The organism is Aquabacter cavernae, assembly GCF_003993795.1.
In the GTDB taxonomy this organism is placed as follows: Bacteria; Pseudomonadota; Alphaproteobacteria; order Rhizobiales; family Xanthobacteraceae; genus Aquabacter; species Aquabacter cavernae.
In genome coordinates this window covers 264,687-278,335 of sequence record NZ_RWKV01000008.1, presented here as the reverse complement: position 1 = coordinate 278,335, position 13,649 = coordinate 264,687, and the positions used below count along the sequence as shown (strand labels likewise).

10 protein-coding genes are annotated in these 13,649 nt (G+C 67.5%); 2 read left to right on the top strand and 8 right to left on the bottom strand.

The window, feature by feature from the left end; all coding sequences use genetic code 11:
• Nucleotides 1–26: 26 nt before the first annotated feature.
• Together gph and EJJ38_RS06065 are read left to right on the top strand one after the other, a co-directional pair.
• Nucleotides 27–710 (top strand): phosphoglycolate phosphatase, encoded by a 684-nt coding sequence (gene gph, locus EJJ38_RS06070; protein ID WP_338021857.1) that lies wholly within the window; start codon nt 27–29, stop codon nt 708–710.
• Nucleotides 711–929: 219 nt separating this feature from the next.
• Complete coding sequence (locus tag EJJ38_RS06065; RefSeq protein ID WP_127089213.1) at nt 930–1,892, top strand: sensor histidine kinase; 963 nt, start codon at nt 930–932, stop codon at nt 1,890–1,892.
• Here EJJ38_RS06065 and cobT read toward each other — a convergent pair.
• The 8 genes from cobT to EJJ38_RS06025 form a co-directional block, all read right to left on the bottom strand.
• Nucleotides 1,878–2,903 (bottom strand): nicotinate-nucleotide--dimethylbenzimidazole phosphoribosyltransferase, encoded by a 1,026-nt coding sequence (gene cobT, locus EJJ38_RS06060; RefSeq protein WP_127089212.1) that lies wholly within the window; start codon nt 2,901–2,903, stop codon nt 1,878–1,880. The genes EJJ38_RS06065 and cobT overlap by 15 nt on opposite strands.
• Before the next feature lie 272 nt (nt 2,904–3,175).
• Nucleotides 3,176–6,379, bottom strand: a complete 3,204-nt coding sequence (locus EJJ38_RS06055; RefSeq protein ID WP_127089211.1) for an efflux RND transporter permease subunit — start codon at nt 6,377–6,379, stop codon at nt 3,176–3,178.
• Between the two features lie 13 nt (nt 6,380–6,392).
• The gene (locus EJJ38_RS06050; RefSeq protein ID WP_127089210.1) at nt 6,393–7,586 is read right to left on the bottom strand and encodes an efflux RND transporter periplasmic adaptor subunit; all 1,194 of its coding nucleotides are present in this window, start codon (nt 7,584–7,586) and stop codon (nt 6,393–6,395) included.
• A gap of 136 nt (nt 7,587–7,722) precedes the next feature.
• Nucleotides 7,723–9,285, bottom strand: coding sequence for a murein biosynthesis integral membrane protein MurJ (murJ, locus tag EJJ38_RS06045; protein WP_127089209.1), 1,563 nt, complete (start codon nt 9,283–9,285; stop codon nt 7,723–7,725).
• Nucleotides 9,286–9,635: 350 nt separating this feature from the next.
• Nucleotides 9,636–10,784, bottom strand: coding sequence for a DegT/DnrJ/EryC1/StrS family aminotransferase (locus EJJ38_RS06040; protein ID WP_127089208.1), 1,149 nt, complete (start codon nt 10,782–10,784; stop codon nt 9,636–9,638).
• A gap of 20 nt (nt 10,785–10,804) precedes the next feature.
• Nucleotides 10,805–11,794, bottom strand: a complete 990-nt coding sequence (locus tag EJJ38_RS06035) for a Gfo/Idh/MocA family protein (RefSeq protein ID WP_127089207.1) — start codon at nt 11,792–11,794, stop codon at nt 10,805–10,807.
• Nucleotides 11,795–12,000: 206 nt separating this feature from the next.
• A complete protein-coding gene (locus EJJ38_RS06030) occupies nt 12,001–12,636 on the bottom strand; it encodes an outer membrane protein (RefSeq protein WP_127089206.1) in 636 nt (211 codons plus the stop codon).
• A 213-nt stretch (nt 12,637–12,849) separates the two neighbouring features.
• Nucleotides 12,850–13,557 carry an outer membrane protein gene (locus EJJ38_RS06025; protein ID WP_127089205.1) on the bottom strand — a complete coding sequence of 236 codons (708 nt, stop codon included), beginning with the start codon at nt 13,555–13,557 and terminating at the stop codon, nt 12,850–12,852.
• Between the last annotated feature and the right edge of the window lie 92 nt (nt 13,558–13,649).

The window sequence follows — 13,649 nt, the reverse complement described above, 5'->3', positions numbered from 1 at the left end:
AAGGATGCGCAAAAAGGATGACATCCATGCCGGCTTCCCCGCTCGTGATCGCATTCGACCTGGACGGCACCCTGGTGGACAGCGCCCCGGACCTGTTGAACACGCTGGACGTGATCCTGAAGGAATACGGCGTCGCCCCCGTGGACCGGGGGGCCACCCGCACCATGATCGGCGCCGGGGCGCGCATGCTGCTGGTGCGCGCGCTGGAGCGGGCGGGCGCCCTGCCCGATGTCGCCACCCTGGACGGCCTCACCCGCCGCTTCATCGACCATTATGCTGATCATATCGCCGACGATTCCCGCCCCTTCCCTGGCGTGGAGGCTGCGCTGGACCGGCTGGCGGCGCGCGGCGCGAAGCTTGCCGTCTGCACCAACAAGACCGAGCGCCTCGCCCGCCTGCTGCTGGACCGGCTGGACCTGACACGGCACTTTTCGGCCATCACCGGGGCCGACACCTATGGCGTGGCGAAGCCCAACCCGCTGCCGCTGCTCTCCACACTCGCCGCCTGCGGGGGCAGCGCCGCCCATGCGGTGATGGTGGGCGACAGCGCCACGGACGTGGCCACCGCCAAGGCGGCGGGGGTGCCCTGCGTGGCGGTCACGTTCGGCTATACAGAGGTGCCCGCGCACGACCTGGGTGCCGAGCGCGTCATCTCGCGTTTCGCCGATCTGGAAGCCGCCATCGACGCCCTTGGCCTCGAAGTCGCCTGACCTCTTAAAATGAATCACCATGCGGGTTTGCTGCATTAACGTTTCGCTAACCCTCTTGGCGCAGGAGTCGATGCGTAACCTCTCCCGGCGGGACTCACCCTCCCGGCGGGGCGCGGATCGAGGGCCATGACGCTTTCCCTCCCCTCTGGCGCTTCCAGGGCTCCTTCCGCATTCGCGGAGACGGGGCACGGGGCCGGATTCCAGGGATTGGTGGGGCCCGTGGCAGCCCTCCTGGCGGGCACGGGACTGGCCGCTTTCGGCATGCTGGGCGAATCGCAGATCGCGGCCTTGAGCGGCGGCGTCCTGTGGGGCGCCGGGCTGCTGGGCCTCCTCGCCGCCCGGCGCGGGCGGATCCGGGCGGACGCGCTGGATGTGGCGCAGGCTCAATTGCGCGCGCAGGAGGACGCCCTGGCGCGGGCAGAGGAAGAGAATGCCGCCAAGTCGCGCTTCCTGGCCGAAATGAGCCACGAACTGCGCACGCCCCTCAATGCGGTGATCGGCTTCTCCGAAATGATGGCCCATGAGGTGTTCGGGCCGCACACCGTCTCCACCTATGGCGAATATGCCCGCGACATCCACACGTCCGGCCGCCATCTGCTGGCGCTGGCCGACGACATATTGGACCTCGCCCGCATCGAGACAGGCCATAGGGCCTTGCTGGAGACCGCCGTCTCCCTTCCCGATCTTGCGGGCGACTGCACGCACATGATGCGCCTGTCCGCCGCCGCCCGCTCGGTGACCCTCACCTGCGCGCCCGGCGAAACGCCCCTGCGGCTCTGGGCCGATGAACGGGCGCTGCGCCAGATGGTGCTGAACCTCCTGGGCAATGCCATCAAGTTCACGCCCCATGGCGGGGAGGTGCATATCAGCACCGGCCTCGACGGGCGCGGCGCGCCATATCTGGAAGTGACCGATACCGGCCCCGGCATCGGCGAGGCGGAATTGCCGCTGGACCTTGCCGCGCGCCACAGGGAGAGCACGCTCGACCCCACCACCGGGCGCGGCGCGGGCCTCGGCCTCACCATCGTGCGCGCGCTGGCGGGGCTCCATGGGGCGGAGCTGACCTTGTCCGCCCGCCCCGAGGGCGGCACGCGGGCGTCCGTCACCTTTCCGGCCGCACGCCTCCTGCCGACCTTCGACGCCCCGGAAGGGGCGCGGGCGATTGCCTCAACCGGCGTCTGAAACGCCCGCCTCAGCGAAGGTGGCCATGCCCTTGTGGCAGGCGACGGCCGCCTTCACCACGCCAACGGCAAGCGCACCGCCGGAGCCTTCCCCGAGCCGCATGCCGAGATCCAGCAGCGGGTTGAGGCCGAGCCGTTCCAGCAGGCGCCCATGGGCCTGCTCGGCGGAGACATGGCCGGCAAGGCAATGGTCCAGCGCGGACGCATCAAGCGCGTGGAGAATGGCCGCCGCCGCCGTCACCACATATCCATCCAGCACCACCGGCACCTGCTCGTGGCGGGCGGAGAGGATGGCGCCCGCAATGGCCGCCAGTTCGCGCCCGCCGAGGCGGCGGAGCACTTCCAGAGGATCCGACAGAGCCGGGCCGTGCAGCGCCACGGCGGCGCGCACCGCTTCGATCTTGCGGGCGAGAACCTCGCCGCTGGCGCCGGTTCCCGCGCCCACCCAATCCTCCGGCGCCCCGCCATAGAGGCCGTGGCAGACGGCGGCGGCTACCGTGGTGTTGCCGATGCCCATCTCGCCCAGCACCAGAACGTCCGCGCCGCCCGCAATGGCCTGCATGCCGAAGGCCATGGTGGCCGCGCAGGCGCGCTCGTCCAGCGCCGCCTCGCGGGTGATGTCGCCCGTGGGGATGTCGAGCGCGAGATCGAACACCCGCAGCCCGGCATCGAAGGTGGAGCAGATCTGGTTGACCGCGGCCTTGCCCGCCGTGAAGGCGTCGAGCATCTGCTTGGTGACCGCCGAGGGATAAGGCGAGACGCCCTGCTCCGCGACGCCGTGCGTGCCCGCGAACACCGCCACCATGGGCCGGTTGGCGGTGGGGATGGCCTTGCCCTGCCAGGCGGCCAGATGGATGGCGATCTCTTCCAGGCGGCCCAGCGCGCCGGGCGGCTTCAGCAACTGCCCCTGCCGTGCCAGCGCCTCCGCGCGCGCGGCCTCGTCCGGGCCGGGCATGGTGGAGACGAGGTGGCGGATGTCGTCGAAGGGGAGGCCGGAGGGAGAGGGCTGCATGGGAAAACCAGTCCTGGAGCCTGATCCGATCAGGTTGAAGCGACCCGGTCGGTGAATCAGCCTCTCAATCAGTGATAGGGAGCGGTTCACATGCCGCCTTCGAGCAAGCCTTTGCTTTAAGGCGGCGCGATCACGCTCCAGAGGTGGCGCATCTGTCTGCCTTCAGGCTCCGGGGGTCAACCCCCGGGGGGCGGCGTGGAGGCGTCTGCCGTGTCCTGGGCTGCGCGCCCGCCCCTAAATGAAAATGGCCGGGCAGAGCCCGGCCATTTCGATCATTCGGCCGGAGCCGGGTGGTTGGTATGGGGCGTGTGGTCATCGTCCGGCCCCGCTTCCCGCTTCGCCTTGCGCTTCTCGCTGAAGGAGGCGAGCCAGCGGGCGAAGACGTAGAAGATGGGCGTGAAGATGAGGCCGAAGCCGGTCACGCCGATCATGCCGGCGAACACCGCCGTGCCCAGCGACTGGCGCAGCTCGGCGCCCGCGCCCACCGCCCAGACCAGCGGCACCACGCCCAGGATGAAGGCCAGCGAGGTCATGATGATGGGACGCAGGCGCAGCCGCGCCGCTTCCACAGCCGCCGCCTGACGGCCCTCGCCCTGATCTTCCAGTTGCTTGGCAAATTCCACGATCAGGATCGCGTTCTTCGCTGCCAATCCGATGAGCACGATGAAGCCCACCTGGGTCAGGATGTTGTTGTCCTGCCCTCGCATCAGCACGCCGATCAGCGCCGCCACAAGGCACATGGGCACGATGAGGATGACCGCCAATGGCAGTGTCAGGCTCTCATATTGTGCCGCCAGCACCAGGAAGACGAACACCACGCCCAGCGCGAAGGCGAAGATGGCGGTGTTGCCGGCCCGCTGCTGCTGGTAGGCGAGCGCCGTCCACTCATAGGCGAAGCCCTGCGGCAGCACCCGCGCCGCCAGCCCCTGCATGATCTGCATGGCCTGGCCCTGCGAGTAGCCCGGCGCCGGTGAGCCATCCAGCTCGGCGGACGGGTACAGGTTGTAGCGCGGCACGCGATAGGGGCCGGAGAGGTCCTTCAGCGTCGCGAAGGAACCGATCGGCACCGTCTCGCCCAGTGCATTGCGCACCCGGATCTTGAGCAGGTCGTTGGGATCCATGCGGAACGCGGCATCCGCCTGCACCTGCACGCGGAAGGTGCGGGTGAACAGGTTGAAGTCGTTCACATAGCTGGAGCCGATATAGGTCTGCAGCGCGCCGAACACGTTGGCCATGTTCACCTGGAGCAGCTGGGCGCGCTCGCGGTCGATGTCCAGATACATCTGCGGCGTGGAGGTCTCGAACAGCGAGTAGACCTGCATGAGGCCCGGCGTCTGCGCCGCCGCGCCCATCATGGCGTAGACCGTGCTCTGCAGGACCGAATAGCCCATGCCCGCCCGGTCCTCCACCATCATGCGGAAACCGCCCGCATTGCCGATGCCCTGGACCGGGGGCGGCTGCACGACGATGAGCATGGCCTCCTGGATGGAGGCGAGCTTGCCGAACAGCGTCCGCTGCACCGCCGTGGCGGTGCGGGTGGGATCGCCGCCGCGCTCGCTGAACGGCTCCAGGATCACGAACATGGCGCCGGCATTGGGCGCGTTCGTGAAGGTGGCACCCGAGAAGCCGACGATGTTGACGATATGGCCCACACCCGGCGTGCCCAGAACCTGATTGGCCGCGCGGGTCATCACGTCCTGCGTCCGCTCCATGGACGCGCCCGGCGGCAGCTGGGCCGCGATGATCAGGTAGCCGCGGTCCTGCTGCGGAATGAAGCCCTGGGGCGTCGTGGAGAAGAGGTAGCCACCGAACGCCACCAGCCCCGCATAGACGATGAGCATGAGCGCCACCACGCGCACGAGGCGCTTGGTCAGCCACGCATAGCCATTGCCCAGGCCCTCGAAGGCCCGGTTGAAGCCGCGGAAGAAGCCCACGATGGGCTTGGCATACCACGGCACCGCATGGCCCTCGCGATGCGGCTTCAGCAGCAGGGCGCACATGGCCGGAGACAGCGTCAGCGACACCATGAGCGAGATGATGGTGGAGCCCGCGATGGTGAGCGCGAACTGGCGATAGAACTCGCCCGAAATGCCGGTGATGAAGGCGCTCGGAATGAACACCGAGGCCAGCACCAGCGAGATGGCCACCAGCGCCCCGCCCACCTCGTCCATGGTGCGGTAGGCGGCATCGCGCGGCGACAGCCCGGCCGCGATATTCCGCTCCACGTTCTCCACCACCACGATGGCGTCGTCCACGACGATGCCGATGGCGAGCACAAGGCCGAACAAAGACAGGTTGTTCAGCGAGAAGCCGAACAGCGACATGAAGAAGAAGGTGCCGACCAGCGAGATGGGGATCGCCACGATGGGGATGATCGCCGCCCGCCACGTCTGGAGGAACAGCAGCACCACGATCACCACCAGCACGATGGCCTCGACGATGGTGTGCACCACCGCATCCACCGACTGCTGGATGAACTCGGTCGGGTTGTAATAGATGGCGTACTTCACGCCTTCAGGCAGTTGCTTGCCCAGCTCCTTCATGTGCTCCACCACCGCATTGCCGGTGGCGAGCGCGTTGGAGCCGGGGCGCTGGAACACGCCGAGCGAGATGGACAGGTCGCGATCGAGATAGGACGTGGAGGAATAGTCCTGGGCGGAAATCTCCACCCGGGCCACATCCTTCAGCCGCACCAAGGCGGTCTCGGTCTGCTTGATCACCACGTCGCCGAACTGCTCGGGCGTGGTCAAGCGGCCGAGCGTGCGCACCGCGATCTGGAAGGCGCGCTGCTGGGGCACGGGCGGCTGGTTCAGCACGCCGGAGGCCACCTGCACGTTCTGCGCCTGGAGGGCCGCCGTCACGTCGCCCACCGTCAGGTTCAGCTCCTGGAGGCGGGTGGGGTCGAGCCAGACCTGCATGGCGTAGTCGCGATTGCCGAACACCGTGATGGAGCCGACGCCGTCGATGCGCGAGAGCACGTCCTTGATCTGGACGTTCGCCACGTTGGAGATGAACAGCGGGTCGCGCGAGCCGTCCGGCGAATAGAGGCTCACCACCAGCATCAAATCGGGCGAGCTTTTGGCCGTGATGACGCCGATCTGCTGCACTTCCTGCGGCAGGCGCGGCATGGCGATGGCCACGCGGTTCTGGACCTGCACCTGGGCGATGTCGAGATCGACGCCGAGGTCAAAGGTGACCGCAATGGAGAAGCGGCCGTCGGCGGTGGAGTTGGAGGAGACGTAGAGCATCCCCTCCACGCCGTTGATCTGTTGCTCGATGGGCGCGACCACCGTGTCGGCCACGGTCTCGGCGCTGGCGCCGGGGAACTGGCCGGTCACGTTGATGACCGGCGGCGCGATGTCGGGATATTGAGCCACGGGCAGGCGCAGATACGAGATCGCGCCCAGCAGCATCACGACGATGGACACCACCCATGCGAAGATGGGGCGGTCGATGAAGAAGTGGGACAAGCGCATAAGATCGCCCTCCTCACTTGGCCGACGCGGAGCCGTTGGGCGCGTTCGCGTCCGCCGGCGCCGGAGGCTTCTCCTCCTGTGGCGTCACCTTTATGCCCGGACGCACGCGCATGAGGCCGTTCACCACGACCACGTCGTCGGGCTTGAGGCCGGTCTTCACCACGCGGCGGTCCCCGTCCAGCGGGCCGAGCACCACCGGGCGGATCTGCACGGTGTTTTCCGGGCCCACCACATAGACGAACTTCTGGGTCTGCTCGCTGCCGATGGCCATGTCCGGCACGGTCAGCGCCTGATACGGAGCGCTGGCGGGCAGGCGCACGCGGCCGAACATGCCGGGGCGGAACAGGTCGCTCTTATTGTCGAACACGGCGCGGCCGCGGATGGTGCCGGTCTCGCGGTCCACCAGATTGTTCAGGAAGTCCATCTTGCCGTGATACGGCCAGCCCTTGTCGTCGATCAGCTTGAGATCGACGGACGAGCCGTCGATGCCGCCGCTCTGGAGCGCGCGCTGATAGCGCAGCAGCGAGGCTTCATCGAAAGTGAACTCGAAATAGATGGGGTCAGTCGAGACGATAACAGCCAGCAGCGTGGGCGTGCCGCCGCCGCCGCCGATCACGTAATTGCCGACGGACACGCGCCGGTCGCCGATGCGGCCGGTGACGGGGGCGCGCAACTCGGTGAACTGGAGGTCGAGCTTGGCCTGGGCGACGGCCGCCTCCTGCCCCTGCACGGTGGCGGACGCGGTGCGCTGGGTCTGGGTGCGCTGGTCGAAAGCCTGCTTCGAGATGGCGTTCGAGGTCTTGTCCTCGATGAGGGTGCGGGCGCGTTCCAGATCCGTGGTGGCGAAATCGAGATTGGCCTTGGCCTGGGCGAGGTTCGCCTCGGCCTGCTGGAGCGCGATCTTGTAGGGGCGCTGGTCGAGGGTGAAGAGCAGGTCGCCCTCCTTCACCATCTGGCCGTCCGTGAAGCTGATCTTCTCCAGGTAGCCGGAGACGCGGGCATTCACCTGGACGTGGTTGATGGCCACGAAGCGGCCCACATACTCGTCAAATTCGGTGATGCTGCGCGTCTGGGGCTTCGCCACCGTCACGGTGGGGGGCGGAGGCGCGCCGCCACCCTGCTGCTGCTGCGGCTGGCCGCAGGCGGCCAGCAGGAGCACGGGGGCGAGGATTGCGAGCTTTTGCGTCAGGCGCGGGGAAACCAACATTCTTACGGCTCCGATCGGGCGCCGGAAACGCCACGAGGGGTGTCAGTGGCGAATTCGACATCTCCCGCAACTGACGAGCCGTTTTCGCTCGCGTCGAATAGCACAGCTTTTTCGCAGTGCAAAATGCCAGTTGCGTTCATTTTGCAGGCGTTTGCGGTGGTCCGCCCCCGGCACGCCGCAGCAGTGGGCGCAACACGCCGCGCCCCAAAAGCACAATGACCGCAACTATATAGGCAAAGCCGCCGGCCGCAACCACCAGCAGCAAGGTCACTTCTTCACGCGCGTCCGGCAAATGGGCGGCAAGGCGGCTTGCAAAGGGCAGCGTGGCCCACAGCGTTCCCGCCAGCACCAGCGCGCAGATGAACAGGCGCACCAGCCGCCCGGCCAGGAGATTGTCGCCGAGCGGCAGCCCCTTGCGCCACGCGAAGAAGATGAGCAGCGCGAGGTTGATCCAGCCGCCCACCGCCGTGGCCAGCGCAAGCCCCACCTGCGCCAGCGTGCCCATGAGCACGAATTTCAGCGCCACGTTCACTGCCACCGCGCTGAGCGAGGCGATCATGGGCGTGGTGGTGTCGCTGCGGGCATGGAAGGGGGCGATGAAGCCGCGCAGCACCACGAAGGCGATGAGCCCCAGGGCATAGGCCTGGAGGGTGGCCGCCGCCTCCGCCGCATCTCCTGCCGTGAACGCGCCGCGCGCGAACAAGGCGCGCATGGTGAGATCGGGAATGAGGAGCGAGGCCACCACGAAGGGCGCCGCCAGCAGCACGGCGAACTCCACCGCCCGCGCCTGCGCCTTGGCGGCCCCCACATCGTCATTGGCCGCGAGGCGCCGGGACATTTCCGGCAGCAGCACCGTGCCCACCGCGATGCCGACCACGCCGATGGGCAATTGATTGATGCGATCCGCGTAGTAAAGCGCGGAGAGCGCGCCGGACGGCAGGAAGGTAGCGATGATCGTGTCCGCGAACAGCGCGATCTGCACACCCGCCGAGCCAATGATGGCTGGCCCCAGCGCCTTCAGGAAGCGCCGCGTGCCGGGATCGAGCTTGGGCCGGGCGAATCTCAGCCCGATTCCCGAGCGCTCGGTATCCCAGAGCAGCAGCATCACCTGCCCCACGCCGGAAATCAGCACCCCCCAGGCGGCCGCGTGCCCCGCCGTGGGGAACAGACCCGCGCACAGCAGCGTGCTGATCATGCAGATGTTCAGCAGGATGGGCGAGGCCGCCGCCATGGCGAAGCGGTTCACCGCATTCAGCGCGCCGGAGGCCAATGTGGCCACGGAAATAAGGGCGAGATAGGGAAAGGTGATGCGGGTGAGCGTCACCGCCAGATCGAAGCGCGCCGGATCCTCCGCGAGGCCGGGCGCCAGCAGCCCGACGAATTGCGGCGTCAGCCCCAGCGCGAGGGCCAGCAGAACGCCGTGCACCAGCATCATGCCGGTGAGGATCTCGTCCGCGAAGCCCCGCGCCACGGGAACGCCGTCCTGCTCCTTCAGCCGGGCATAAGTGGGCACGAAGGCGGCGTTGAAGGCCCCTTCCGCGAAGATGGCCCGGAAATGGTTGGGCAGGCGGAACGCGACCAGGAACGCATCCGCCACCGGCCCCGCGCCCAGCACCGCCGCCATGATCACGTCGCGCACGAATCCCGCCAGCCGCGAGACCAGCGTCAATCCGCCGACGGAAAGAATGGAGCGCAGCATGGTTCGGCGATTCGTGGGGGTGGCTGAGTTTCACATGCCTAGAGCACGCATCGTACAAATTGTACGAATAATCTGAGCCGCGCACGCTTGGCGCGGAAAGGATTCCGCGTATCGCGGGTCCAGATAGGGCGGCACCCCGAGCTTCGCGCGCCGCTTCGCGCCGCCCCCTCCCTATCCCTCCCCCGCAAGCGGGAGAGGGGACCTGTCGCGCGGGAGAATGAACGCACGCCCTCCCCGCCTTCACACCGGAAAGCCCTCTCCCGCTTGCGGGGGAGGGTTGGGAGGGGGCAGTCCGTTGCGAGGAGGAAGGGGGCTACTCAAGCGCCGAACACGCCGACGCCCCCCTGCCCTCACGCCGTCAAGGCGCGGCGGACGGCGGCGACGATGCGGTCCTGGGTGGCATCGTCCAGATAGGCATGCATGGGCAGGCTGATGACCTCGGCGCACAGCGCCTCGCTCACCGGCAGAAGGTCAGCCGGATAGGCGGCATAAGCGGGCTGCTTGTGCATGGGGATGCGATAATAGACCGCCGTGGGCACGCCATCCTTGCGCAGGGCGTCGGCCAGCGCGTCGCGGCGGCCGGGGGCGAGGCGGATGGTGTATTGCGCCCAGGTGGAGGTGGCGCCCTCCGCCATGGCGGGCACGATGGCCACATCCGCCAGAAGGCTGTTGTAGCGGGCCGCGATGCGCATGCGCGCCGCGATCTCGTCCTCGAAGATGTCCAGCTTCTCGATGAGCACCGCCGCCTGGATGGTGTCAAGGCGGGCGGTCATGCCGATGCGGACATTCTCATACTTGTCCACGCCCTGGCCGTGCTCGCGCACACTCTTGAGCACGGGCACCAGCGCGTCGTCATCGGTGAAGACCGCGCCGCCGTCGCCATAGCAGCCGAGCGGCTTGGCGGGGAAGAAGGAGGTGGCGGAGGCATCGCCGATGCTGCCGGTGCGACGGCCGTGCCAGCTGGCGCCGAAGCCCTGGGCGGTATCGCACAGAACCTTGAGGCCGTGCTTCTGCGCCACGGGGAGCAGCGCGTCATAGTCCGCCGCCTGGCCGAACAGGTCCACCGGCATCACCACGCGGGGGGTGAGCCCGGCGGCCTTGGCGACCGCCACGGCCCGGTCCAGGCTCTCGGGGTCCATGTTGAAGGTGTCGGGCTTCACGTCCACGAAGACCGGGCTCGCCCCCACCCACGCCACCACTTCGGCGGTGGCGCAGAAGGTGAAGGCGGGGCAGAACACCGCGTCGCCCGCCTTGATGCCCCAGGACATGAGAATCATGGCCAGGGCATCGGTGCCGCTGGCGCAGGCAATGGCGTGCTTGGCCCCGGCAAAGGCGGCAAGCTGCTCCTCCAGCATCGCCACTTCCGGGCCATTGATGAAGCGGCAGCTATCCAGGACCGAGGTCACCGCCCGGTCGATGCGCGTGCCCAGGCGGGCGCGCTGCGCCGCCACGTCGATGAAGGGGATGGGGGCCATCTGGCTCGTCACATGCGTGGTCATTCGGCCTTGGATTCCGGTTGTCAGCCCACCACCCGGCGGCGGTCGGCGGAGGAGCGCTGGCTCGCTTCGGAGCGGCCAGTGAGGCAGGAAATGGCGATTTCGAGGCTGGCGACGCCCTCGTCCCCGCTCACGGCGGGCGGCTTGCCGCCGCGCACCGCGCCCAGGAACTGCTCCAGCTCGGAGCGCAGCGGTTCCGCATAGGCCACCGGCAGGTGGCGCATGGAATAGGAGCCGTCGGGACGATAGTCGAAGCACTCGGTGACCTGCCGGGTGAGCAGGTCGCCGATCACGTATTTCTTGCGCGTGGCCACATGCACCGTGCGCGCCTTGAAGGGCGTGAGCCAATTGGTGTTGATGTGCGCCAGCACGCCGGAGGCGGTGCGGAACTGAAGCAGCGCGATGTCCTCGCGCTCCGCCATGGCGGAGGAGGTCTGCGGCTGCACCTCGATGATATCCGAGCCGGTGAACCAGCGGATCAGGTCGATGTCGTGCACGGCCAGATCGATCACCACGCCCACATTGGACATGCGCGGGGGAAACGGACCCACGCGGGTGATGGCGATGGACAGCAACTCCTCGTCGGCAATGGCCTTCTTCACCGCCTGCACGGCCGGATTGAAGCGCTCCACATGGCCGATCATGAGCGTGACATTCTTCGCCCGCGCGGCCGCGACGATCTCGCGGCCCTCCTCCACCGTTGAGGCGACCGGCTTCTCCACCAGCACCGAGACGCCGGCATTGATGATGTCCAGCGCCACGGGATGATGCAGATGGGTGGGCGCGGCCACCACGATGGCGTCCAGCCCGCGCGCGATCAGCGCGTGGTGGTCCTCCACCGCCTCGCACCCCAGGAAGCTCGCCACGCGGCCGGCCTGGGCCGTGTCCGGGTCGGCGATCGCCACAAGCTCGGCGCCGGGCAGTTCCGCCAGCACGCGGGCGTGGTTGGATCCCATGATCCCGATTCCCGCCACGCCCACGCGGAGGGGACGCGCGGTGTCGGTCTGAGCCATGTCGATCCTCATGTCTGACAAATCACTTGTCCCGGCTCTATCACGGGAAACGGGGCGCAAGCGAGACACAGGCCGTTCCGCGGCTGTGCGGAAACGTTCAATAATTGCGTCGGCATATTACCGCCGGGCCGCGCGGGTTCGCCCGCCGCCGGACAGCAAAAGGGCGCGCCGATGACCCGGCGCGCCCTGTCCCGTGCCTTGCGGCGTCAGAACTTGTAATTGATTCCGAGCCGTGCGCTGGAACTCGTCAGTCCGGCATCGGTGCCGATATTGTCGTAGGTCTTGGATCCGAGGTCCGTATAGAGATATTCGGCCCGCGCGGTCCAATTGTTGGTCAGCGCATACTCGATGCCGGCGCCGGCAGTCCAGCCCACATGGGTCTTGGCCGATTCGAAGCCGTAATCGGTGATGGAATTGCGCCCATAGGCGAGACCGCCCGTCACGTAGGGCAGCACGCGGTCCAGCGAATAGCCGAGGCGCGCGCGCACCGTGCCGAGATAGTCCAGCTTGCTGTCGAGACCCTGGGCGCCGCCGCTCACGTCGCCGCCCTGGATGTCGGCCTCCAGGCCCACCAGCACATTGTTCTGGAACTGGTAATTGTAGCCGATCTGGCCACCGGCGAGCCATCCGTCGGGGTCCACCCCGCTGATGCCGCTCTTACCCGAGCCCCAGCTATAGCCGGCATTGCCGCCGATATAGAATCCGGTCCAGGAGAAGACCGGCGCGGGCTGGGCGACCGGCGCCTTCACGGGCAATGCGGATGCGGGGGCAAGGTCCGCGGCGAAGGCCGGTCCAGCCGCAAGCATGCCCGCCGTCGCCCCGATCAGGAAAACCGATTTCATTCAACGCACCTCTGTCCAGGCCAATCCAGGCTCTGGTGCATCCATGCACCTTCACCTCGGCAGGTCCGTGACCCGCTCGTGGCGAAGCGGTGGCGGGCACGGGGTGTCTCCGTGTCTGGCCAACCCGCGGTGCGGTGCATTCGTTCCGGTGCGCGCATGAAAAAACCCCGGGCTTTCGCCCGGGGTTCGTACGCAGTCTCGAAAGATTGGCGATCAGAACTTGTAGTTCACGCCGACCTTGAGGAGCGAGGTGTTGGTGTCGGCCTCGACCGAACCCAGGGTGCTCGGGATGGTGTAGGTGGAGCCGTTCAGGTCCACATACAGGTACTCGAGCTTGGCAGTGATGTTGTTGGTGAAGGCGTACTCGACGCCAGCGCCGATCGTCCAGCCCCAGTTGGTCTCGGAGGTGGAGAGACCATAGATGTTGCCGAAGTCGGTCTTGCCGTAAGCGACACCACCGGTGACGTAGGGCAGGACGCGGTCGAAGGCGTAGCCGAGGCGAGCGCGGATCGTGCCGAGGTAGTCCATGGAGCCGGTGGCGAGGCCGGAGGCCAGGCCGAAGCCGGGGCTCACGACGACGACGCCGTTGCTGCCGAGGTCGGTCCAGTTGATGTCAGCCTCGAGGCCGAGCACAACGTTGTTGGCGAACTGCCAGTTGTAGCCAGCCTGCAGACCACCGGTGAAGCCGTTGGACGAGCCGACATTGATGTTGGTCGCCGGGATACCGAACGACGGGGACACGGACAGGTCGTTGTTCTGCCAGGCCCAACCGACGTTGGCGCCGATGTAGAAACCGGTCCAGGAGAACACGGGAACCACCACGGGGGCCTTAACCGGGTACTTGGTGGCGAGGTCAGCCGCAGAGGCCGCACCGCCGAGGAGAGCCAGGGCGGAGACCCCGGCGAGAGCGCGCTTCAACATGGATACACCCTTCGTTGAGATACGAAACACGATGGCTCGGATATACACCGGGCCGGCTTGGTCGTCTGTAACTCTAGTGCAACACCCCCCCT

What these genes read in the sequence shown, in the direction of transcription:
- EJJ38_RS06040 (WP_127089208.1), bottom strand. Translation starts at nt 10,784, where the DNA reads ATGACCACGCATGTGACGAGCCAGATGGCCCCCATCCCCTTCATCGAC.
- EJJ38_RS06030 (WP_127089206.1), bottom strand. Translation starts at nt 12,636, where the DNA reads ATGAAATCGGTTTTCCTGATCGGGGCGACGGCGGGCATGCTTGCGGCT.
- murJ (WP_127089209.1), bottom strand. Translation starts at nt 9,285, where the DNA reads ATGCTGCGCTCCATTCTTTCCGTCGGCGGATTGACGCTGGTCTCGCGG.
- EJJ38_RS06025 (WP_127089205.1), bottom strand. Translation starts at nt 13,557, where the DNA reads ATGTTGAAGCGCGCTCTCGCCGGGGTCTCCGCCCTGGCTCTCCTCGGC.
- gph (WP_338021857.1), top strand. Translation starts at nt 27, where the DNA reads ATGCCGGCTTCCCCGCTCGTGATCGCATTCGACCTGGACGGCACCCTG.
- EJJ38_RS06035 (WP_127089207.1), bottom strand. Translation starts at nt 11,794, where the DNA reads ATGGCTCAGACCGACACCGCGCGTCCCCTCCGCGTGGGCGTGGCGGGA.
- cobT (WP_127089212.1), bottom strand. Translation starts at nt 2,903, where the DNA reads ATGCAGCCCTCTCCCTCCGGCCTCCCCTTCGACGACATCCGCCACCTC.
- EJJ38_RS06050 (WP_127089210.1), bottom strand. Translation starts at nt 7,586, where the DNA reads ATGTTGGTTTCCCCGCGCCTGACGCAAAAGCTCGCAATCCTCGCCCCC.
- EJJ38_RS06055 (WP_127089211.1), bottom strand. Translation starts at nt 6,379, where the DNA reads ATGCGCTTGTCCCACTTCTTCATCGACCGCCCCATCTTCGCATGGGTG.